This window comes from Empedobacter falsenii (genome assembly GCF_013488205.1).
Lineage (GTDB): Bacteria > Bacteroidota > Bacteroidia > Flavobacteriales > Weeksellaceae > Empedobacter > Empedobacter falsenii_C.
Map to the genome: position 1 here is coordinate 1,749,054 of NZ_CP040908.1, position 20,077 is coordinate 1,769,130.

Annotated in this window: 17 protein-coding genes; 11 read left to right on the plus strand and 6 right to left on the minus strand. The window is 32.6% G+C overall.

Annotation, left to right across the window (positions count from 1 at the left end; all coding sequences use genetic code 11):
- The first annotated feature begins 6 nt into the window (after positions 1 to 6).
- Together uvrA and FH779_RS08090 are read left to right on the plus strand one after the other, a co-directional pair.
- A complete protein-coding gene (gene uvrA, locus FH779_RS08085; protein ID WP_180906675.1) occupies positions 7 to 2,811 on the plus strand; it encodes an excinuclease ABC subunit UvrA in 2,805 nt (934 codons plus the stop codon).
- Between the two features lie 26 nt (positions 2,812 to 2,837).
- Positions 2,838 to 3,428 carry a hypothetical protein gene (locus FH779_RS08090; protein ID WP_180906676.1) on the plus strand — a complete coding sequence of 197 codons (591 nt, stop codon included), beginning with the start codon at positions 2,838 to 2,840 and terminating at the stop codon, positions 3,426 to 3,428.
- 18 nt (positions 3,429 to 3,446) lie between these two features.
- Here FH779_RS08090 and FH779_RS08095 read toward each other — a convergent pair whose 3' ends face one another.
- The 5 genes from FH779_RS08095 to FH779_RS08115 form a co-directional block, all read right to left on the minus strand.
- Positions 3,447 to 3,860, minus strand: coding sequence for an OsmC family protein (locus FH779_RS08095; RefSeq protein ID WP_180906820.1), 414 nt, complete (start codon positions 3,858 to 3,860; stop codon positions 3,447 to 3,449).
- A 147-nt stretch (positions 3,861 to 4,007) separates the two neighbouring features.
- Entirely contained in the window at positions 4,008 to 4,733 is a 726-nt protein-coding gene (locus tag FH779_RS08100; protein ID WP_180906677.1) for a hypothetical protein, read from the minus strand.
- The gene (locus tag FH779_RS08105) at positions 4,730 to 5,539 is read right to left on the minus strand and encodes a DUF4097 family beta strand repeat-containing protein (RefSeq protein ID WP_180906678.1); all 810 of its coding nucleotides are present in this window, start codon (positions 5,537 to 5,539) and stop codon (positions 4,730 to 4,732) included. The genes FH779_RS08100 and FH779_RS08105 overlap by 4 nt, the downstream gene beginning before the upstream one ends.
- 21 nt (positions 5,540 to 5,560) lie before the next feature.
- The gene (locus FH779_RS08110; RefSeq protein WP_180906679.1) at positions 5,561 to 6,388 is read right to left on the minus strand and encodes a hypothetical protein; all 828 of its coding nucleotides are present in this window, start codon (positions 6,386 to 6,388) and stop codon (positions 5,561 to 5,563) included.
- The gene (locus FH779_RS08115; protein WP_180906680.1) at positions 6,381 to 6,944 is read right to left on the minus strand and encodes an RNA polymerase sigma factor; all 564 of its coding nucleotides are present in this window, start codon (positions 6,942 to 6,944) and stop codon (positions 6,381 to 6,383) included. Before FH779_RS08115 ends, FH779_RS08110 begins: the two co-directional genes overlap by 8 nt.
- Positions 6,945 to 7,342: 398 nt before the next feature.
- Here FH779_RS08115 and FH779_RS08120 point away from each other — a divergent pair, with 398 nt between their 5' ends.
- The 5 genes from FH779_RS08120 to FH779_RS08140 all read left to right on the plus strand — a co-directional run bounded on the left by FH779_RS08120 (position 7,343) and on the right by FH779_RS08140 (position 14,424).
- Entirely contained in the window at positions 7,343 to 8,293 is a 951-nt protein-coding gene (locus FH779_RS08120; protein ID WP_180906681.1) for a M20/M25/M40 family metallo-hydrolase, read from the plus strand.
- 59 nt (positions 8,294 to 8,352) lie between these two features.
- Positions 8,353 to 10,449, plus strand: a complete 2,097-nt coding sequence (locus tag FH779_RS08125; RefSeq protein ID WP_317169026.1) for a B12-binding domain-containing radical SAM protein — start codon at positions 8,353 to 8,355, stop codon at positions 10,447 to 10,449.
- Between the two features lie 530 nt (positions 10,450 to 10,979).
- Positions 10,980 to 12,137, plus strand: a complete 1,158-nt coding sequence (locus FH779_RS08130; protein ID WP_038337326.1) for a homogentisate 1,2-dioxygenase — start codon at positions 10,980 to 10,982, stop codon at positions 12,135 to 12,137.
- Between the two features lie 224 nt (positions 12,138 to 12,361).
- Positions 12,362 to 13,492, plus strand: coding sequence for a 4-hydroxyphenylpyruvate dioxygenase (gene hppD / locus FH779_RS08135; protein ID WP_125350265.1), 1,131 nt, complete (start codon positions 12,362 to 12,364; stop codon positions 13,490 to 13,492).
- Between the two features lie 143 nt (positions 13,493 to 13,635).
- Positions 13,636 to 14,424 (plus strand): phosphatase PAP2 family protein, encoded by a 789-nt coding sequence (locus tag FH779_RS08140; protein ID WP_244958046.1) that lies wholly within the window; start codon positions 13,636 to 13,638, stop codon positions 14,422 to 14,424.
- On the opposite strand, the gene FH779_RS17715 is transcribed toward FH779_RS08140, so the two are convergent.
- Positions 14,421 to 14,624: a PLDc N-terminal domain-containing protein gene (locus FH779_RS17715; protein ID WP_115000325.1), complete on the minus strand. Its 204-nt coding sequence runs from the start codon at positions 14,622 to 14,624 to the stop codon at positions 14,421 to 14,423. The genes FH779_RS08140 and FH779_RS17715 overlap by 4 nt on opposite strands.
- Before the next feature lie 102 nt (positions 14,625 to 14,726).
- Here FH779_RS17715 and FH779_RS08150 point away from each other — a divergent pair, with 102 nt between their 5' ends.
- The 4 genes from FH779_RS08150 to FH779_RS08165 all read left to right on the plus strand — a co-directional run bounded on the left by FH779_RS08150 (position 14,727) and on the right by FH779_RS08165 (position 20,077).
- On the plus strand, positions 14,727 to 15,986 hold the full coding sequence (locus FH779_RS08150; protein ID WP_180906683.1) for a dihydrolipoamide acetyltransferase family protein: 1,260 nt from the start codon (positions 14,727 to 14,729) through the stop codon (positions 15,984 to 15,986).
- Between the two features lie 5 nt (positions 15,987 to 15,991).
- The gene (locus FH779_RS08155) at positions 15,992 to 18,046 is read left to right on the plus strand and encodes an alpha-ketoacid dehydrogenase subunit alpha/beta (RefSeq protein ID WP_180906684.1); all 2,055 of its coding nucleotides are present in this window, start codon (positions 15,992 to 15,994) and stop codon (positions 18,044 to 18,046) included.
- 116 nt (positions 18,047 to 18,162) lie between these two features.
- A complete protein-coding gene (locus FH779_RS08160; RefSeq protein ID WP_180906685.1) occupies positions 18,163 to 19,500 on the plus strand; it encodes a phenylacetate--CoA ligase family protein in 1,338 nt (445 codons plus the stop codon).
- Between the two features lie 4 nt (positions 19,501 to 19,504).
- Positions 19,505 to 20,077: a TetR/AcrR family transcriptional regulator gene (locus FH779_RS08165; RefSeq protein WP_115000316.1), complete on the plus strand. Its 573-nt coding sequence runs from the start codon at positions 19,505 to 19,507 to the stop codon at positions 20,075 to 20,077.

Consider the following 20,077-nt stretch of genomic DNA (forward strand, 5'->3'; position numbering starts at 1 on the left):
GCCACGATGAAAAAAGATATCAATCAACTTGATCCGAAAGAATTTATTCTGATTAAAGGTGCAAAATTGCACAACTTAAAAAACATTGATTTAGCGATTCCAAAAAATAAATTGGTCGTGATTACTGGGATGTCTGGTTCTGGCAAATCTACTTTGGCTTTTGATACGCTGTATGCGGAAGGTCAGCGTCGTTATGTCGAAAGTTTGTCGTCTTATGCACGTCAGTTTTTAGGAAAATTAGATAAACCGCAAGTTGATTATATCAAAGGAATAGCACCAGCAATAGCGATTCAGCAAAAAGTAAATTCAACAAATCCACGTTCTACAGTTGGGACAACAACAGAAGTTTATGATTATCTAAAGTTGTTGTACGCACGAATTGGAAAAACATATTCGCCGATTACAGGAGAATTAGTTCAAAAAGATTCGGTAACGGATGCGATTGATTATTTACAAACTTTTGGGGCTGAAACTAAATTTATTCTTCAAATAAAATTGGTTGTGCCAGAGGAACGTTCGTTTGCAGAGCATTTGAATATTCTTCAACAACAGGGGTTTACACGTTTGAGTGTCGATGGAAATCAAGTGAAAATTGAAGATTTAATTTCATTTAATTTCGAACCTCAACCCGAAAATGATGTTCATCTTGTCATTGATCGTATCGCTTTGCCAACAGAAGATGAAGAATCTTTTTATCATCGTTTGGCAGATTCTATCGAGACAGCTTTTTTCGAAGGAAAAGGAGAAATAGCGATTGTAAATGCAGAAGATAATTCGGTAAAATATTTTTCTAATAAATTCGAATCAGATGGTCTGATTTTCAATGAACCAACGATTCATTTCTTTAGTTTCAATAATCCTTATGGGGCTTGTCCAACTTGCGAAGGTTATGGGAAAGTAATCGGAGTTGAGGAAAATCTTGTCGTTCCAAATAAATCGTTGTCAATCTACGAAGATGCAGTTGTAGCTTGGAAAGGTGAGAAAATGGGTGAGTGGAAAAATCATTTTATCAAACTTTCTCAAAAAGTAGATTTTCCAATTCATAAACCTTATTTTGAGTTATCCGAAGAGCAAAAAGATTATTTGTGGCACGGAGATAATGATTGGGAAGGATTGGATGGTTTCTTCAAAATGGTTGAGGAGAATACATACAAAATTCAATATCGTGTAATGTTGTCGCGTTATCGTGGTAAAACAACTTGTCCGACTTGTAAAGGAAAGCGTTTGCGTAAAGAAACAAATTACGTGAAAATTGCAGATAAATCAATTAATGATTTGGTTGATTTACCTTTGAATGAGTTGAATGATTTCTTCACAAGTATTACATTTAATGAATATGACCAGCAAATAGCGGGTCGAATTATATACGAAATTAAGTCGCGTTTAACGTTTTTGTTAGATGTTGGTTTAGAATATTTAACGCTAAATCGTGCTTCGAATACGTTGTCTGGTGGAGAATCACAACGTATCAATTTAGCAACTTCTTTGGGAAGTAGTTTGGTTGGTTCGATGTATGTGTTAGACGAGCCTTCGATTGGTTTACATTCGCGTGATACAGCGAAATTTATTACGATTTTACATCGTTTACGCGATTTAGGCAATACAGTGATTGTGGTAGAACATGATGAAGATATTATGAAAGCTGCCGATTATATCATCGATATTGGTCCTGAAGCAGGAACAAATGGAGGTGAAGTAGTTTTTGAAGGAACCTATGATGAATTATTAAAAGGTGATACATTAACATCTAAATATTTGAACGGAAAATTAGAAATTGAAGTTCCTAAAAAACGTCTAAAATCTCCTAATTATCTAAAAATTATTGGAGCAAGAGAAAATAATCTAAAAAATATTGATGTTAAATTTCCTTTGAACGAATTAACTGTGATTACAGGAGTTTCGGGTTCAGGAAAATCGACGTTGATGAAAGATATTTTAGCACCAGCCGTTCAGCGTCATTTCGAGATTTTTGGAAATAAAATCGGTGATTTTGATGAGTTAGTTGGTGATTTGAAACAATTAGAAGGTGTTGAGTTAATCGATCAAAATCCAATTGGAAAATCTTCGCGTTCTAATCCTGTGACTTACGTAAAAGCCTACGATGATATACGAAATTTATTTGCTAATCAAAAAGCGAGTAAAGTGATGGGATTTCAACCAAAACATTTTTCGTTTAACGTAGATGGAGGACGTTGTGATACATGTAAAGGAGAAGGAACGATTACCATCGAAATGCAGTTTATGGCTGATGTTGAGCTGGTTTGTGAAGATTGTCATGGAGAACGTTTCAAGAAAGAAATCTTAGAAGTTAAGTTCGAAGGAAAATCTATTTCAGATATTTTAAATCTAACAATTGATGAAGCAATTGACTTTTTTACAACTCATCAACAAAATAAAATTGTCGAAAAACTAAAACCATTGCAAGATGTTGGTTTGGGTTATGTAAAACTTGGGCAATCGTCGAATACACTTTCTGGTGGAGAGGCGCAGCGTGTGAAGTTAGCTTTCTTTTTGACGAAAGGAGAAACGACTAACAAAACCTTGTTTATTTTCGATGAGCCTTCTACTGGTCTGCATTTCCACGATATTCAGAAATTGATTAAAGCATTACGTGCTTTGATTGATTTGGGACATTCGGTTTTTGTGATCGAACATAATATGGATATTATCAAAGTAGCAGATTGGGTGATAGATCTTGGTCCAGAAGGAGGGAAGAAAGGCGGTTATTTGGTTGCCGAAGGTACGCCAGAAGAGATTATCAAAGTAAAAGAATCGTATACTGCTCAATTCTTGAAAGAGAAATTGAAATAATAATAAAAAAAGCTATATTTATGTTTATGAAATATAGCTTTTTACTTTTAATAATTATTTTTACTTCGTGTAATTCGTATAATGTAAATCGTCTCGAAAAAAATGTTTCTTTAAATGAAAATAATACTGTTCAGCTTAATTTAGAGGAACGAAAAAATTATGTCATTATAAAAAATGATTTTCCTGAGGGGTCAGATAAACTTCATGAAAAAATTGACCAATCTGTAAAAGGATTATTCAATGATGAAAATACGATTGTTAATTCATTAGAGTTTTACGATAAATACTATAAGTCGGATGAATTTATGAATTTTATAAATCATGATACTTACTATGATTATGCATTTATTGTAGAGTTAAAAGTAGAACCGTATATTCAAGTAGCTCATTATCTAAGTCTTAATAAAGCGAAATTACCTGAAGAAGGTAAAAGTAGATATAACATTGCTTTACAGGTTCTTAATTTAAAAAATAGAGAGTTATTATTTTCTCAGCAAAGAAATTTTGAGTTAAATAATACAACATTAACTAAATCTCCAGAATTTATTACGTCTTATGAGGAAAATTATTTTATTAATAATTTTTCAGATATTTTTAGAAATATAATAAATTATTAAAACCGAGTTTAGCTCGTTTTATTTTGCGCTACATTTTGCGTGATGATATACAAGAAAATTGCACGAATTCGCAATAAAGCACAATTCGTTTGCCTTTTTGTGTAGCGAAAGTGCCAACTCAATTTGTGATGAATCTGCAATTACAATTTTAGGAAATAAATCTACTTTTATAATCTTTCCGCTTCCATCAGGATTCACTTGCAGTGTAGCTTCTGAATGATCTTCGTAAGAAATTACATCAATTTTATGTTGTATACAACAATATAAATACGACATCATGTGACAAGAAGTCAAACTACTCAAAAGTAAATCTTCTGGATTGTATAAATTTGGATCACCTTTGAAAGCTTTCGCAGCAGAAACCTCTAAATCAGGTTTTCTTTCAATCGAAATGTGATGACTTTTTGTATAAATTCTGGTTGAAGAATCCATTTTCGATTCTTTCTTTATCCAATTTAGCGCAACTTTAAATAAATGATTCAAGGCTTAATTTTTATCAAAAATAATCTTTTCTAAAAGAAAAACACAACTGAGAATCCTCAATTGTGCTTTCAAAAAATGTTATAATTTATCTACTATTTATTTTCTCAAATAGATATTTCCATATTTAGAAGAAAATTCTTGCAATGGCTGTTTACCTACGTTTGCCGCAATTACTGAATGAAAATTATCTGATTTTATAGTTTTGATTGCAAAATCTAAATTCGTGTACATCTTCCCAAAAAAAGTTTCCACTTTTATTTCTCCAATTTGTTTTGCATTCATTGTTGCATCCACACTTCCATATGTTGATTGTGCGATAATTGGTGCTTCAAAATTAATAACTTCAATTGTTCCATACGTTGATTCGATAGTTGTTTTCATATGTTCAGGAACTTTAATTTCCAATACAATATCCATTTGTACTCCTGTAGAAACCGAAGAAGATTTGATGTCATTTGCATCAACATATTTCTGATAATCCTCTTTGGTTTGAAATTGTTTTTTTTCACTTCCAAAAGTCGCTGTCACTTGATGCGGAATATCTTTTAGGTTAACAACTTTGCCTTCGATCGTTTTTCCTTGACCGTTTTTGCTTTCAGTTAAGCTGAAATTCGAGTCATTTTTACCATTATTGATATTTACATTTCCAGAAATACTCACTTCGTTTTGTTTCCAAGTGGTGATTTTAACGATTTGCGGATAATCAAATTTTAATGTTAATTCTTGACCTTTCTCAACTGAAAAACTCTTCTGAATTTTTGTTTGAGCGATTGATAAATTTGCCAATAAGCCCATTGCTAAGGATAAAACTACTGTTCTCATAACGCTCTCAAATAAATTTTACTATAATCTGATCTGAAAAGGAAACTTGTTCCACCGCCATTTAACGTACCAGTTGCTTGGTTGTTAATTTTTATCATATCAGACGAACTATTATTCGCTTCTAATTTCAATGATAATTCAGGTGCAATCAAAATATCACCAAACGAAGTCGTTAATTTTACATTTGCCTTAGATGATTTCGGAATTGAAGCATCCACGTGACCATAGATCGACACAAGTGACAAAGGACCTTTTACATTTTGACTAAATTTCGCATCGATAGAACCATAAATCGTGTTGATTGTTGCAGGTCCCGTTACATTTTCTAACACTACATTGTTGTAACTTGCAGTTGCTTCAAGTTCGTTTTCGATATTTTTGAATGTAATGGTACTTCCAAATTGAGATTGATGGTTAAATGAAATTTTCACACCTTTTGGAACTAATATTTTGACATTTGGAGGTGTCATTTGTTGAAGTTGTTTTACCTCAATTACACCATTTTTTTCTACAACATTTATTCCTAAATCTGTGTTATCCTCAAGCCCTAATGAGTTGATTGATCGCAATCCTTTTGCTCTTTCGTCATTATCTCGCGATCTTGTTTTTGTAGAAAAAACAATTTCGTTTCCGTTGTAACCTTCGACTGTTACACGTCCAAGATCAAGGTTCAGTTTTCCTTTATTTACAGCTAATTTGTACGTTTTCGAATTATCTTCATTCGCACTTTTCGATTCATTTTGTGCAAAAGTGTACGTAGACATCATCATAACAGATGTAGCTACCAAAAATATTTTTCTTATCATTTTTTGATTTTTTGTTAATTATTATTTTCTAAAAAGAACCGCGTACGCTTCGTCTTTCACAAACGTTTTTGTTGTAGGATCCAAAACCATTTCTTGTAATTTATTTGTTAATTTCAAATCGATTTGATCGTTATTGATATGCGCAATCATTCCTATTAATTCCATTTGTACCATCGGATCATCTTGCTTCATAAAAATGTCTGTTAACTCTTTTGAAACGTCTGATTTAGGTAATTTTGAAGCAAGCGCTTCGAGTGCATTTAGTCGCACAATTGTATTGTTGTCATTTAAAGCTAAATTGTATAAACTCTCTTTTAAATTGTGATCAATACTTGGTAAATCAGCTATTTTTGCAATTGCATTAATACGATTACTTGTTGATTCTTGATCGTTTAATGAACTTAAAATTTCATTTTTAAGGTTTTCATCTATACCAATTAGTTCTTCTTTTGGTTGAACAATTTTTTCGAAATTTTTCTCTTTCTGAACTCTTACAAACTGAATTTCTTTTTCATTTTGTTCAGTATTAATATCAGTTGGATGAATAATTTCTGGCTGAATTTCTTCTACTTTTTTAACCTGTTTTTCCTTAACAACTTCAATTGTTTTAGGCGAATTTACTTCATCATTTTTCAAGAAAAAATATCCACCAACACTCAATAGAACAAGCGCAGAAGCAGCAATACTCCAATTCTGAATTCTCCATTTCTTAGGTTGTTCAATTACCAAAGTTTTTTCTTCCTGTTTAGGAATCTCAGCCTGAATTCTTTTCCATAATTCTGCAGAAGGTTCTTTGTTTTCAAAGGCTTCTCTGTTATTATCAATATGTTTTTTTAAAGAATCATTCATTGCAAACGGTTTGTTGTAAGGTTTCGTAAATTTTCTTTTTTGCACGATGATATTTACTTCTCACCGTGTTGTGGCTCAATCCTAAAAGTTGAGCAATGTCTTCTTGCGGCATGTCTTCGAACAGAAATAGATTCACAATTGTTCTTGTATCCGTTGGTAATTCTTCAATCGTTTGTTGCAATTCTTCAATTTTACCATCCAACATTTGTTTTTCTTCCAAACTTTCTTCACTGTCATCAATAATATTTGCTCCTTCAACATCCGAAAAATAAACTTTGTTTTTTCGTAAATGTGAAATCGATTTATTAATCGCAACTCTACTGAACCAAGCTCCTAAATTCTCGATGTTTTTCAACTTTTGAATATCAGAAAAAAGTGAAATAAAAATTTCTTGTGTCAAATCTTCCGCATCAGAAACTTCTGTCACCAAACGATAAACAGAATTGTAAACTGATTTCGAATAGCGATGATAGAGCTGAGTATAACCAGCCTCTACACCAGATTCGCACCAATCTAATAGTTGTTTATCATTTATTGAAAAATTTTCTTTCTCCAAAATTTTCAAGGTTTCATTGTTGTTTCTATTGTATAGACGCAGTAAGTTTTTGAATGTTGCATCAATTTTTAAAAAAGTTTTTGAAATTTAACAATTATTGAATTATTCACCCTGATTTTCAGTGATAATAAACGAAATTTTGAATATAAATTTTAAAATGGTCTTTATTGTATATTTTTAATTTGCTTATAATAAAACCGTCATTTCGAGTGAAATTCGTTTAGAATTTTGTATCGAGAAAAAGGTTTTAGTTGATAAAATTCTATTCTCGATACAATTTTTATTCATTTCATTCCTGAAAATCACTCGAATTGACGAATTTTAATTCAAAATGCACAATACTATATTCTTGATTATTTTTCTATTTTTGTTAGACGTATACTTAGTCGAAATTGAATATGAAAAAAATAGTTATCATCTTATCTTTGGTTGTAGGAACCAAGTCTTTTGCGCAAGAAATTGAAGTCAAAAACCTTAAAAAACACGTTTATTTTTTGGCAGATGACAAAATGAAAGGGAGAGGAACCGGAAGTGAAGAAAATTTGAAAGCTGCAAAATATATTGCGAAAGAATTTAAAAAATATAAACTTCAACCTTTAGGAGAAGATGGTTATTTTCAGGGATTTGAGGCGAAAGTGAAAAAAGTGAAAGTTGTTGACAGTATTCGTTCTGCAAAAAATGTGATTGCTTTTTTAGATAATAAAGCGGATAAAACGATTGTGATTGGTGCACATTACGATCATTTGGGAGAAGGAAAGCAAGGAAGTTCTTTGGCGAAAGATAGCTATGGAATGATTCACAATGGTGCTGATGATAACGCTTCTGGCGTTGCAGGCTTGTTAGAATTGGCAAGATTTTACAGTAAAAATAAAGTGACAGAACCTGTTAATTTTTTATTTATTGCTTTTGGTGCTGAGGAATTAGGTTTGGTCGGTTCACGTTATTTTGTGAAACACCCAACGTATGATTTATCGAAAGTACATTGGATGTTAAACATGGATATGATTGGTCGTTTGAACAAAGAATCTGGTGTTTCTATTATAGGTTATGGAACTTCTCCAGCTTTTGAAACGATTTTTAACGAAATTAATCCGACTGATTTTGTCAAATTTTATACAGGTTATGAAGGTAGAGGCGGCTCGGATCAAACTTCGTTTTATGAGAAAGATATTCCAGTTTTATTTTTTCATACAGGCGGCCACGACGATTATCACAAACCAACAGATGATGCAGATAAAGTAGATTATGAATCGTTGAAAGGAATTCTTAATCTCGAAAAAGCTGTGATTGAAGGAAGTTTCAAAATTGAAACAATGCCATTTAGAAGCACTGATAAAACTGAAAAATAATTGATAAAAATCTAAAATTATTTTTTTTCAATCCGTATTTTTGCAACAAATTTCAACGATTGAAAACGGATCTTTTATTAATCACACCACCTTTTACGCAATTAAATACACCATATCCTGGAACAGTTTATTTAAAAGGATTTCTAAACACACTTTCATATTCAACTTTTCAAGCTGATTTAGGTTTAGATGTCATCTTACAATTATTCTCAAGAAAAGGTTTAATTGATTTATTTCAATTTATTCAAAATCAAGAAATTGAATTAGGTGATAATAGTAAAAGAATGGTGATGTTAAGCGATGAATATATCGCAACTATTGATCCTGTTATTCGATTTCTACAAGGTAAAAATTCGACTTTAGCTGATTCTATTGTTCAAGATGGATATTTACCAGAAGCTTCTCGTTTTGCTGAGGTTGAAGATTTGGAATGGGCCTTTGGTTCGATGTCTTTTCAAGATAAAGCGAAGCATTTGGCAACTTTATATTTAGAAGATTTATCCGATTTAATTATTGAAGCGGTTGACGAAAATTTTGGTTTTTCTCGTTATGCTGAACGTTTGGGAAGATCAGCAAATTCTTTTGATGAATTGTATCAAGAATTAGCGAAAGATCCAACTTATATTGATAAAATAACACTTTCGGAATTAGAGAAATTAATTCAGAAAACGAATCCAAAAATGATTGGTTTTTCGGTTCCTTTTCCTGGAAATTTATATTCGGCTTTCCGTTGTGCACAATATATTAAAGCAAATTATCCTGAAATTGTGGTGGATATGGGAGGTGGTTTTCCGAATACGGAATTACGTTCTTTAAGCGATCTACGAGTATTTGAGTTTTTCGATTTTATTACATTAGATGATGGTGAAGCACCAACTGAACAATTGTTAAAATACATCAATCAAGAAGTTGAAATTTCTGATTTGAAAAGAACTTTTGCCCTTCAAAATCAACAAGTTTCTTATATCAACAATCAAACTGTTCGCGATTATAAATTTAGCGAAGTTGGAACGCCAGATTATACGGATATCAAATTAGATCAATATATTTCTGTCATCGAAGTGGTTAATCCAATGCATCGTTTGTGGAGTGATGGACGTTGGAATAAGCTGACGATGGCGCATGGTTGTTATTGGGGAAAATGTACGTTTTGTGATATTTCGTTAGATTATATCAAAATTTATGAACCAATTGCAGCAAAACAAATTGTGGACAGAATGGAAGAGTTGATTGAAAGAACTCAAAATACAGGTTTTCATTTTGTGGATGAAGCTGCTCCACCAGCATTAATGCGAGAAGTTGCGTTAGAAATTCTTCGAAGAAAATTGACCGTAACGTGGTGGACAAATATAAGATTCGAGAAAAGTTTTACATACGATTTGTGTCGATTACTAAAAGCTTCGGGCTGTATTGCGGTTTCTGGAGGTTTGGAAGTGGCTTCGGATCGATTGTTAAAACTGATTGATAAAGGTGTAACGGTGGAACAAGTTGCCATTGTAAATCGCAATTTTACAGAAGCTGGAATTATGGTTCATGCGTATTTGATGTATGGTTTTCCAACGCAAACGAAGCAAGAAACTATTGATAGTTTGGAAATGGTTCGTCAAATGTTCGAATTGGGAATTCTTCAATCAGGATTTTGGCATCAATTTGCGATGACAGCACATAGTCCAGTTGGATTGAATCCAGAGAAATATCAAGTGATTAATCACAGTACTGAATTAGGAACTTTTGCGAATAATGATATGATTCACGAAGAAAAATCAGGCTTAATTCATGATCAATTTTCGTATGGATTAAAGAAATCATTGTTTAACTATATGCACGGTGTTGGTTTTGAGTTGTCGCTGAATGAATGGTTTGATTTTAAAGTTCCGAGAACGTCAATTCAACCAAATTATATTGAAACAGTTTTAAATAATGAAACTTTCATAACGCATAAACCAACGCAAAAAGTAGTTTGGTTAGGAGGGAAGCCTCAAATAGAATTTGTTACGAAAACCAAAAAAGGGAAGACTTTTGAGAATACTGTTTTACAATTTCATACCAAACAAGATTGTCTTGAAATTGTTGTGGACAAAGAGATTGGAGAATGGTTGGTTGATTTTGTACAACATCTAAAAGAAAGTCCAAAAGCAGTTTCGTACTACAAATGAAACAAAGTTTTGAAGAAAAAATACAAACTGATTTTGAGATTTTTATCTATTCAAAACAAGCCGAAAAATTAAAAGAAACAGTTTTACTAATTGTATAAACATAAAAAAAACCTTGAATTATTCAAGGTTTTTTTGGTAAATATGAATTTGTATTAATTTTGATCAAATGATTTTAAAGAACCATATGTTTGTGTTTTTATACTTACAAATCTAATTTGCTAAATAACGTTATACAATCACTGAAAATAGGGAGTTTGTTTAATTTGTATTGTGCCTTAAAGTTGATAATATATTTAAAGTGTATTTTGTACAATCAAAAAATGTTTCTATCTTTGAGATAACCACAGAAAAGAAATGCAAAAAATTAAGGAAAATATTAAACCTTTATTTGTTGGAATGAATAAGCAAACTTCTGCTTTACTTTCCAAAATTGTATTTGCTCAATATTCACACTAGAATATTGCAGATTATTTGTTGACGAATCTCGTCATCTATCTACCTTTTCATCAAAATAACAAACAAAATACGATATGCCACTTTATCATCATTTGGGAGAATTCCCACAAAAGCGACATACGGTATTCCGAAAACCAAATGGAGAATTATATGCAGAAGAATTAGTTTCTACGCATGGATTTTCGAGTACGTATTCCAATGTTTACCACTGTTATCCGCCAACTTTGGTAAAAGCGATTAGCGAACCTTATTCGGTAGAACCTAAGATTGCTCGCGCAAAACATTTAAAACATACATCTTTAAAAGGTTTCAAAGTAAAACCAACGAAAGATTATTTAGAATCTCGTGTGCCAGTTTTGGTTAACAATGATTTGCATATTTCATTGGCTGCGCCACAAGAATCAATGACTGATTATTTCTATAAAAATTCGATGGCGGATGAAGTAATTTTTATACACGAAGGTTCTGGAGTTCTGAAAACTGGTTATGGACAAATTGAATTTGAATATGGAGATTATTTAGTGATTCCACGCGGAATCATTTATCAGCTTCATTTTAATGATTCTAATAACCGATTGTTTATTACAGAATCATTTAGTCCAGTTGAAACACCTCGTCGTTATCGCAATCATTTTGGTCAATTAATGGAACATTCGCCTTTTTGTGAGCGCGATATTAAACGTCCTCAAAATCTTGAAACCAATGATGAACACGGAGATTTCAAGATTATGATCAAAAAAGAAGGATTAATTTATCCATATGTTTATGGAACCCATCCTTTTGATTTTGTAGGTTGGGATGGTTATCATTATCCATGGGCTTTTTCTATTCATAATTTCGAGCCAATTACAGGACGTATTCATCAACCGCCACCTGTTCATCAAACTTTCGAAGGTGCAGGTTTTGTAATTTGTAGTTTTGTTCCACGTCTTTTTGATTATCATCCGAATGCGATTCCAGCGCCTTATAATCACAGTAACGTAGACTCTGATGAGATTTTATATTATGTGGATGGAGATTTTATGTCTAGAAAATCGGTTGAGAAAGGGCAAATTACATTACATCCAGCTGGGATTCCACATGGACCACATCCTGGAACAGTTGAAAAATCAATTGGAGCGAAAGAAACACACGAATTAGCAGTGATGATTGATCCTTTTCGTCCATTGATGTTAACTGAACAAGCGTTAGAAATAGAAGATCCAGATTATTATAAATCTTGGCTTTATTAAGAGATTTTAATTTTGTTCTAAGTTCTAAGTTCTAAGTTCTAAGTTCTAAGTTCGTTGTTATTCTGAGCTTGTCGAAGAATCTAAGACAGGATTTAATAAAAGTCATTATGAACTTGATTCAAAATCAAATATTTTAAATAAATAGAAGCTGAATAAATCATATACAGTAAAACTTAATACATTTTACTTTTTACATAATACATAAAAATAAAAACACAATAAAAATGAGTACACAAACATTTGCAGAAAAAATAGCATTAGCACAAGATTTTCTTCCAATTAATGGAACAGATTATATCGAGTTTTATGTTGGTAATGCAAAACAATCTGCACATTATTACAAAACAGCTTTCGGATTTCAGGAAGTTGCGTATGCAGGGCCAGAAACAGGAGTGAGAGATAGAGCTTCTTATGTTTTACAACAAGGGAAGATTCGTTTGGTATTAACTTCTGGTTTAAAATCAGATTCTCCAATTTGTCAACATGCAATGAAACATGGCGATGGGGTTAAAATTTTGGCACTTTGGGTGGATGATGCATACGATGCTTTTGAACAAACAACGAAACGTGGAGGAAAACCGTATATGGAGCCAACTACGATTACAGATGAGTTTGGTGAAGTAAAAATGTCTGGAATTTATACATATGGTGAAACGATTCATATGTTTATTGAGCGTAAAAATTATGAAGGTCCTTTTATGCCCGGTTATGTGAAATCTGAATCAACATATCAACCAACAGATTGTGGTTTATTGTATGTGGATCATTGCGTTGGTAATGTAGGTTGGAATCGCATGAACGAGGCAGTTGCTTGGTATCAAGATGTAATGGGATTTGTAAATATTTTATCATTTGATGACAAACAAATCAATACAGAATATTCAGCATTAATGTCGAAAGTGATGAGTAACGGAAATGGTTATTCAAAATTCCCTATTAATGAGCCTGCAGAAGGTCAAAAGAAATCTCAAGTTGAAGAATATTTAGATTTTTACGAAGGAGAAGGTGTGCAGCATATTGCAGTTGCAACTAAGGATATTGTAAAAACTGTTACAGAGCTTAAATCTCGCGGAGTTGAGTTTTTATCTGCGCCACCAGAGGCTTATTACGATATGATTCCAGAACGTGTGGGTGAAATTGATGAGGATATCAAGAAGTTACAAGATTTAGGAATTTTGGTTGATTGTGATGAAGAAGGTTATTTGTTACAAATTTTTACAAAACCAGTCGAAGATCGTCCAACATTATTCTACGAAATTATCGAGCGTCATGGAGCGCAATCGTTTGGAGCAGGAAATTTCAAAGCATTGTTTGAAGCCTTAGAAAGAGAACAAGAACGTCGAGGAAATTTATAAATAGATATTTTTAAAAGCCATTGGATTATTTCTAATGGCTTTTTTCTTAATCAAATCTTAAGTTTTGCGTAAGCAGGTTTCAAATACATTTGTTCAATAAAATGAATGTGAAAATGAACCAAATTAAAACAAAAACGATACTAATGAATTGTGTATTACTTTCAATATTTTCGATAAAAGGAAATGCACAAGATACAATTCAGCAAACTAAAACGGATTCAATTCAACTTGATTCTATTCCAAAGCAAACATTTAATCCAGAAGATAAAGTTTATCATTTTAACGCCAAAAAGTTGATTATTCCTGCGACTTTAATTACATATGGAAGTTTGAGTTTGGCAATTCCAGCGTTGGATAATTTGAATAAATCTACTCAAAATGAAATTTTAGAAGATAAAACAAAAGGAAATAAATTTGATAATTATACACAATATTTACCTGCTGCAGCGGTCTATGGATTGAACTTAGCTGGCGTTCAAGGGAAACATAATTTACGAGATCGGACAATAATTTTTGCAACTTCTCAAATCATTAATACAGGTTTGGTGATGGGATTAAAGCACACTGTACAAGAAGAAAGACCCGATGGTACAAACAATCTTTCTTTTCCCTCTGGACATACGGCAAATGCGTTTTCTACGGCTCAATTTATGTTTCGAGAATATCAAGATTCTAATTTTTGGTTGAGTTTAGCTGGATTTCCTTTGGCTGCTTTTACGGGTGTTTATCGTGTTATCAACAATCGTCATTGGGTTGGAGATGTTGTTGCTGGAGCGGGAATAGGAATTTTATCGACGGAATTGGCGTATTGGTTATTTCCTACGATTAACAATTGGTTTTCTCCAAAAAATAAAGAATCTAAAGTCGCAACAATGGTTTTTCCTGTTTATCAAAATAATCAAGCGGGAATTGGTTTGGTGATGAGATTTTAGTTATTTATAACCATATTTCGACCTTTTAAATAATATAAAATAGAACCTAAATACGGAATTAATACTACAACAAAAATCCATAGAAATTTTGTTTTTAAATTTCTAAACTGATGTGTAATAATATGTATTAAACACATTATTGGTAAAAAGGCCATTGTTAATGCAAAAAGAAACCATATCCCAACAAAAATATCTTCCATTGTTTAATTAATTTGCATAAAACTAATGAATATTTCAACTAACATTCATTAGTTTTTATAAAAAATCATTATCTTCAACGCTCAAAACTGCAAACAAATAAAATGAAGAATATAGAACTAACGATTCCAAAATTGGGAGAAAGTGTTGAGTCTGTACAATTGGTTCGTTTTACAAAAAACATTGGTGATTTCATTCAAGAGGATGAAGTAATTGCCGAAGTTTCGACGGATAAAGTAGATTCTGATGTGCCTTCTACAATTACTGGAAAGATTATTGAGTTTAGATTTAATGAAGGAGATGAAATAAAAATCGGAGAAGTTTTCGCTTTAATTGAGCCTTCAGAAAATCAACAACAATCAGCTCAAAAAACTGAAAATGTTGAAGAAAAAAAGATTGAGACTGTTACAACTTCACAAACTATAAATTCAATCGATACAAATCAATTTTTATCACCTTTGGTAAAAAGTATCATGCAAAAAGAAAATCTTCAATCATCTGATATTTTACAAATAAAAGGTTCTGGTCGTGATGGGAGAATTTCGAAGAATGATGTATTGAATTATATCCAAAATAAACTATTTACATCTAATAATTCAAGCAATACTTTAATTGAGAATAATGTAGTTTCAAGCTCTTCTTTTGGAGCGAAAGATGAAATCATTGAGATGGATAAAATGCGTCAATTGATTTCGAAACACATGAAAAAGAGTAAACAAACTTCGCCTCATGTGACGGCTTATGTAGAACCTGATGTTACTAATTTTGTGAAATGGCGCGAAGAAAATAAGGCTGCTTTTGAAGCAAAATATAAACAAAAATTAACGTTTACGCCGTTAATTGTAGATTGTGTTGTTCGTGCAATAAAAAATTTTCCAATGGTTAATGTATCGGTTGATGAAACTGAGACTAAAATCATCAAACACAATGAGATAAATATTGGAATTGCAACTGCTTTGCCAAGTAATAATTTGATTGTTCCTGTTATTCATCAAGCTAATGAATTGAATTTAGAAGGTTTAGCAAAAGCTGTAAATTCTATTGTAGATAAAGCGAGAAACAACAAACTTTCGCCAGATGATGTTCGTGGAGGAACGTTCACAATAAGTAACGTGGGAACTTTTGGTAATTTAATGGGAACGCCAATCATCAATCAACCAGAAGTGGCAATTTTAGCGACTGGTGTGATCAAGAAAAAACCTGCGGTTTTGGAAACTGAATTTGGAGATATTATCGTGGCAAGACAATTTATGTATTTGTCACTTTCGTTTGATCATCGTGTGATAGACGGATCTTTGGGAGGCGTTTTCTTGAAACGAATTTCAGATTATATGGAGAATTGGGATGTTAACACGCAAATTTAATCAGAATGGAAACCATATTATCAACAACAATATTACTTAAAAAAGCATACGAATTATTGGTTACTGCAAAATCTTTAACCGAATTATACGAAGAAAATAAAGCTGTAACAAGCAAATATGTACACGCAACTGCGCGTGGACACGAAGCAATTCAAATTGCAACAGGATTACAATTATTACCACAAGATTACTTAAGTGCATATTACCGAGACGATGCAATGTTATTATCAATAGGAATAACACCTTATGAATTGATGTTGCAATTATTGGCAAAACGTGATGATATTTTTTCTGGAGGAAGAACGTATTATTCTCATCCTAGTTTGCGTCGTGATAATATGCCAAAAATTCCGCATCAAAGTAGTGCAACTGGAATGCAAGCGATTCCAACAACAGGAATTGCGATGGGAATGCAATACAAAGAGTTAGAAGGTCTTTGTGACGAAAAAGTAAAACCAATTTCGGTTTGTTCGTTAGGAGATGCGTCTTGTACAGAAGGCGAAGTGGCAGAAGCTTTCCAAATGGCAGCTTTGAAACAATTACCAATTTTATATTTGGTTCAAGATAATGAATGGGATATTTCGGCATCGGCAGATGAAATTCGTGCGCAGGATATTTCTCATTATGCGAAAGGTTTCAATGGTTTGGAAGTTTTTGTGGTTGATGGAACAGATTTCTTGGCTTCTTATGAAACGGTTCAACGTGCAATTGAAATTATTCGTACAGAACGTCGTCCGATTTTAGTTCATGCAAAAGTTCCTTTATTGAATCATCATACATCTGGCGTTCGTAAAGAATGGTACAGAGATGATTTGGAGGAAGCACAATCTCGTGATCCTTATGATAAATTAAAAAATACGTTATTAAATGAAGGTTTCGATGAAAATGATTTAATCGAAATTGAGAATAAGATAAGAGAACAAGTACAGACTGAATATCAAGAAGCCTTAAAAGCAGAAGATCCTCGTCCTGAAGATTTATATACGCATGTTTTTGCGTCAACACCGATTACAGAAGAAAAAGGAAATCGTTCTCCAGAAGGAAAAGAAAAAACAGTAATGGTAGATTCTGCATTGTTTGCGATTCGTGAATTAATGGCAGAGCATCCAGAAGCTTTATTATATGGACAAGATGTTGGGTTGCGTTTAGGTGGAGTTTTTCGTGAAGCGGCAACTTTAGCAAAACAATATGGTAAAAATCGTGTATTTAACACACCAATTCAAGAAGCGTTTATAATTGGATCTACAGTTGGAATGTCTGCAGCTGGCTTAAAACCAATTGTTGAGGTGCAATTTGCAGATTATATTTGGCCAGGTCTTAATCAATTGTTTACAGAAGTGGCGCGTTCTAATTATTTATCAAACGGTAAATGGCCAGTTTCGATGATTTTACGTGTACCAATTGGTGCGTACGGAAGCGGAGGTCCTTATCATTCAAGTTCAGTAGAAAGTGTTTTGACGAATATCAAAGGAATTAAAATTGCATATCCATCTACTGGAGCGGATTTGAAAGGCTTGATGAAAGCAGCATATTATGATCCAAATCCTGTGGTAATGTTAGAACACAAAGGGTTGTATTGGAGTAAAATAAAAGGAACAGAAGATGCGGCGACTGTTGAGCCAGACGAAGATTATGTATTGCCTTTTGGTAAAGCACGTGAAGTTTTAACAGCTGAATCTTCTCAAAATCATAATTCTGTTTCAATTATTACATACGGAATGGGAGTGTATTGGGCGAAACAAGCGGCAAAAGATTTTCCTAATCAAGTCGAAATTATTGATTTAAGAACTTTAGTTCCGTTAGACGAGGAGTCAATCTTTAATAGTGTAAAAAAACACAATCGTTGTATTGTTTTGACAGAAGAAGCGAAGCAAAACTCTTTTGCACAGAGCATTGCAGGCTTAATTAATGAAGAATGTTTTGAGTACTTAGATGCTCCAATTCGTGTGTTAGGAGCACAAGATATGCCAGCAATTCCATTAAATTCCACTTTAGAAGCAGAAATGTTACCAAATGCTGAAAAATTAAAAACATTGATTAATAGTATTTTATCCTATTAAAAAGGCAATAATTAATAATAATTGTATTTTTTACACTAAAAAAACTAACGTTTGTTAGTTTTTTTGTTTTTTTTGATTAAATTTGTTATTATCAAAAATCAAAATCTGCAAAAATTATGATATTTAATCCCGAGATAGAACAAATGCCAATTGAAAAATTGCGCGTTCTTCAAAACGAAAGACTTCAAAACATGTTACAAAAAGTGTATAACAGAGTACCTTTTTACAAAGAAGCATTTGATGCAGCTGGAATAAAGCCAGAAGACATCAAAGGTGTTGAAGATCTACACAAATTACCTTTCACCAAAAAAACACATTTAAGAGAGAACTATCCGTTCGGATTATTTGCAGAACCAAAGAGCAACGTAATCCGTTTACATTGTTCAAGCGGCACAACAGGAAAACCAACTGTTGTAGGTTATACCAAAAACGACATCGAATTATTTTCAGAAGTAGTAGCACGTTCTTTAGCAGCTTCTGGATGCGAACCAGGAATGACATTACAAAATGCCTATGGTTATGGTTTGTTTACAGGAGGTTTGGGATTACATTATGGAGCAGAAAAATTAGGAATGACAGTTGTTCCTATTTCTGGTGGAAATACTGAAAAACAAATCATGTTGTTGAAAGATTTTCAAGCTGATGCTATTTGTGCAACACCATCGTATGCATTAACAGTAGCAGAGGAAATCAAAAAAAGAGGAGAATCGTTAGAAAGCTTAAACCTTAAGTTTGCGATTTTAGGATCAGAACCTTGGTCAGAAGCATTACGTCAAGAAGTAGAAGGAAGTTTAAACATCAAAGCGTCTAATATCTATGGATTGAGCGAAATTATCGGACCTGGTGTGTCTAACGAAGATTACGAAGAGCAAGGAACAGGATCTTACATTTGGGAAGATCATTTCTTTCCAGAAATTGTAGACGAGAAAACAGGTGAGCCTGTACCTTACGGACAACCTGGAGTTTTAGTGATTACAACGTTAACAAAAGAAGCTTTACCATTGGTGCGTTATTGGACTGGAGATATTACAACCCTTACGTACGAACATTCTAAGAAAAGAACACATATCAAAATGGGACCGATTATTGGTCGTGCAGATGATATGATGATTATTAGAGGTGTAAATTTCTTTCACACGCAAATCGCTGATTTTATTCCAGAATTCCCAGAATTATCACCAAATTATCAAGTAGTTTTAACAAAACCTAAAAATATGGATGCTGTAGAAGTTGGATTTGAAATTAATCCTGACTATTTTGCAAGCCAAGGTTTCACTTGTGATAATTTGAACGACGAATCTAATCATGCATGTTGCAAATTAATCTCTAACATTCACAAAAAGATTAGAGACAATATTGGATTAGGAATGAATGTTAAATTGTATCAAGTTGATGGACTTCCGAAAAGTGAAGGAGGAAAATTAAACCGAATCATCGATAACAGACATTTATAAATATATGCCTAAACAAAGTAAAAAAGAACTGATTATTCAAGAAGCTGCATTAATCTTTAAACAAAAAGGATATTCGGCTACATCAATGCGCGAACTGGCTGAAAAAGTTGGAATGGAAGCGGCAAGTTTATACAATCACATTCGTTCGAAAGACGAAATTTTAGAAGAGATTTGTTTTAAAGTTGCCAATCAATATGTTTCTCACATTAGTTCGATTGAAGATACTGACGAATCAAATGTTCAGAAATTGAGAGATTTAATTCAATTACACGTCAGAATGATTATTGATGAGCCAAACGAAGTTTCTGTTGCAAATAATGATTGGAAAAATCTTTCGGATACGAAAAAAGAATTGTACAAAACAATTCGAAAAGGATACGAAAAAAGAATCGCTAATCTTATTAAAGCAGGAATTGCAGCAGGCGAATTTAAAGACTTGAATGTTTCGGTTGCTTTATTTACTTTATTATCATCATTACGTTGGATAGAATTGTGGTACAAACCTGGACGAGATATCTCACCAGAGCAATTAGAAAATGACTTAATGACACTATTAATTAACGGATTTCAAAAATAA

Bases quoted from the DNA above. Each gene is read 5' to 3' on its own strand.
- uvrA (WP_180906675.1), top strand. From the start codon at position 7: ATGAAAAAAGATATCAATCAACTTGATCCGAAAGAATTTATTCTGATT.
- FH779_RS08090 (WP_180906676.1), top strand. From the start codon at position 2,838: ATGAAATATAGCTTTTTACTTTTAATAATTATTTTTACTTCGTGTAAT.
- FH779_RS08095 (WP_180906820.1), bottom strand. From the start codon at position 3,860: ATGGATTCTTCAACCAGAATTTATACAAAAAGTCATCACATTTCGATT.
- FH779_RS08100 (WP_180906677.1), bottom strand. From the start codon at position 4,733: ATGAGAACAGTAGTTTTATCCTTAGCAATGGGCTTATTGGCAAATTTA.
- FH779_RS08105 (WP_180906678.1), bottom strand. From the start codon at position 5,539: ATGATAAGAAAAATATTTTTGGTAGCTACATCTGTTATGATGATGTCT.
- FH779_RS08110 (WP_180906679.1), bottom strand. From the start codon at position 6,388: ATGAATGATTCTTTAAAAAAACATATTGATAATAACAGAGAAGCCTTT.
- FH779_RS08120 (WP_180906681.1), top strand. From the start codon at position 7,343: ATGAAAAAAATAGTTATCATCTTATCTTTGGTTGTAGGAACCAAGTCT.
- FH779_RS08130 (WP_038337326.1), top strand. From the start codon at position 10,980: ATGCCACTTTATCATCATTTGGGAGAATTCCCACAAAAGCGACATACG.
- hppD (WP_125350265.1), top strand. From the start codon at position 12,362: ATGAGTACACAAACATTTGCAGAAAAAATAGCATTAGCACAAGATTTT.
- FH779_RS08140 (WP_244958046.1), top strand. From the start codon at position 13,636: ATGAATTGTGTATTACTTTCAATATTTTCGATAAAAGGAAATGCACAA.
- FH779_RS17715 (WP_115000325.1), bottom strand. From the start codon at position 14,624: ATGGAAGATATTTTTGTTGGGATATGGTTTCTTTTTGCATTAACAATG.
- FH779_RS08150 (WP_180906683.1), top strand. From the start codon at position 14,727: ATGAAGAATATAGAACTAACGATTCCAAAATTGGGAGAAAGTGTTGAG.
- FH779_RS08155 (WP_180906684.1), top strand. From the start codon at position 15,992: ATGGAAACCATATTATCAACAACAATATTACTTAAAAAAGCATACGAA.
- FH779_RS08160 (WP_180906685.1), top strand. From the start codon at position 18,163: ATGATATTTAATCCCGAGATAGAACAAATGCCAATTGAAAAATTGCGC.
- FH779_RS08165 (WP_115000316.1), top strand. From the start codon at position 19,505: ATGCCTAAACAAAGTAAAAAAGAACTGATTATTCAAGAAGCTGCATTA.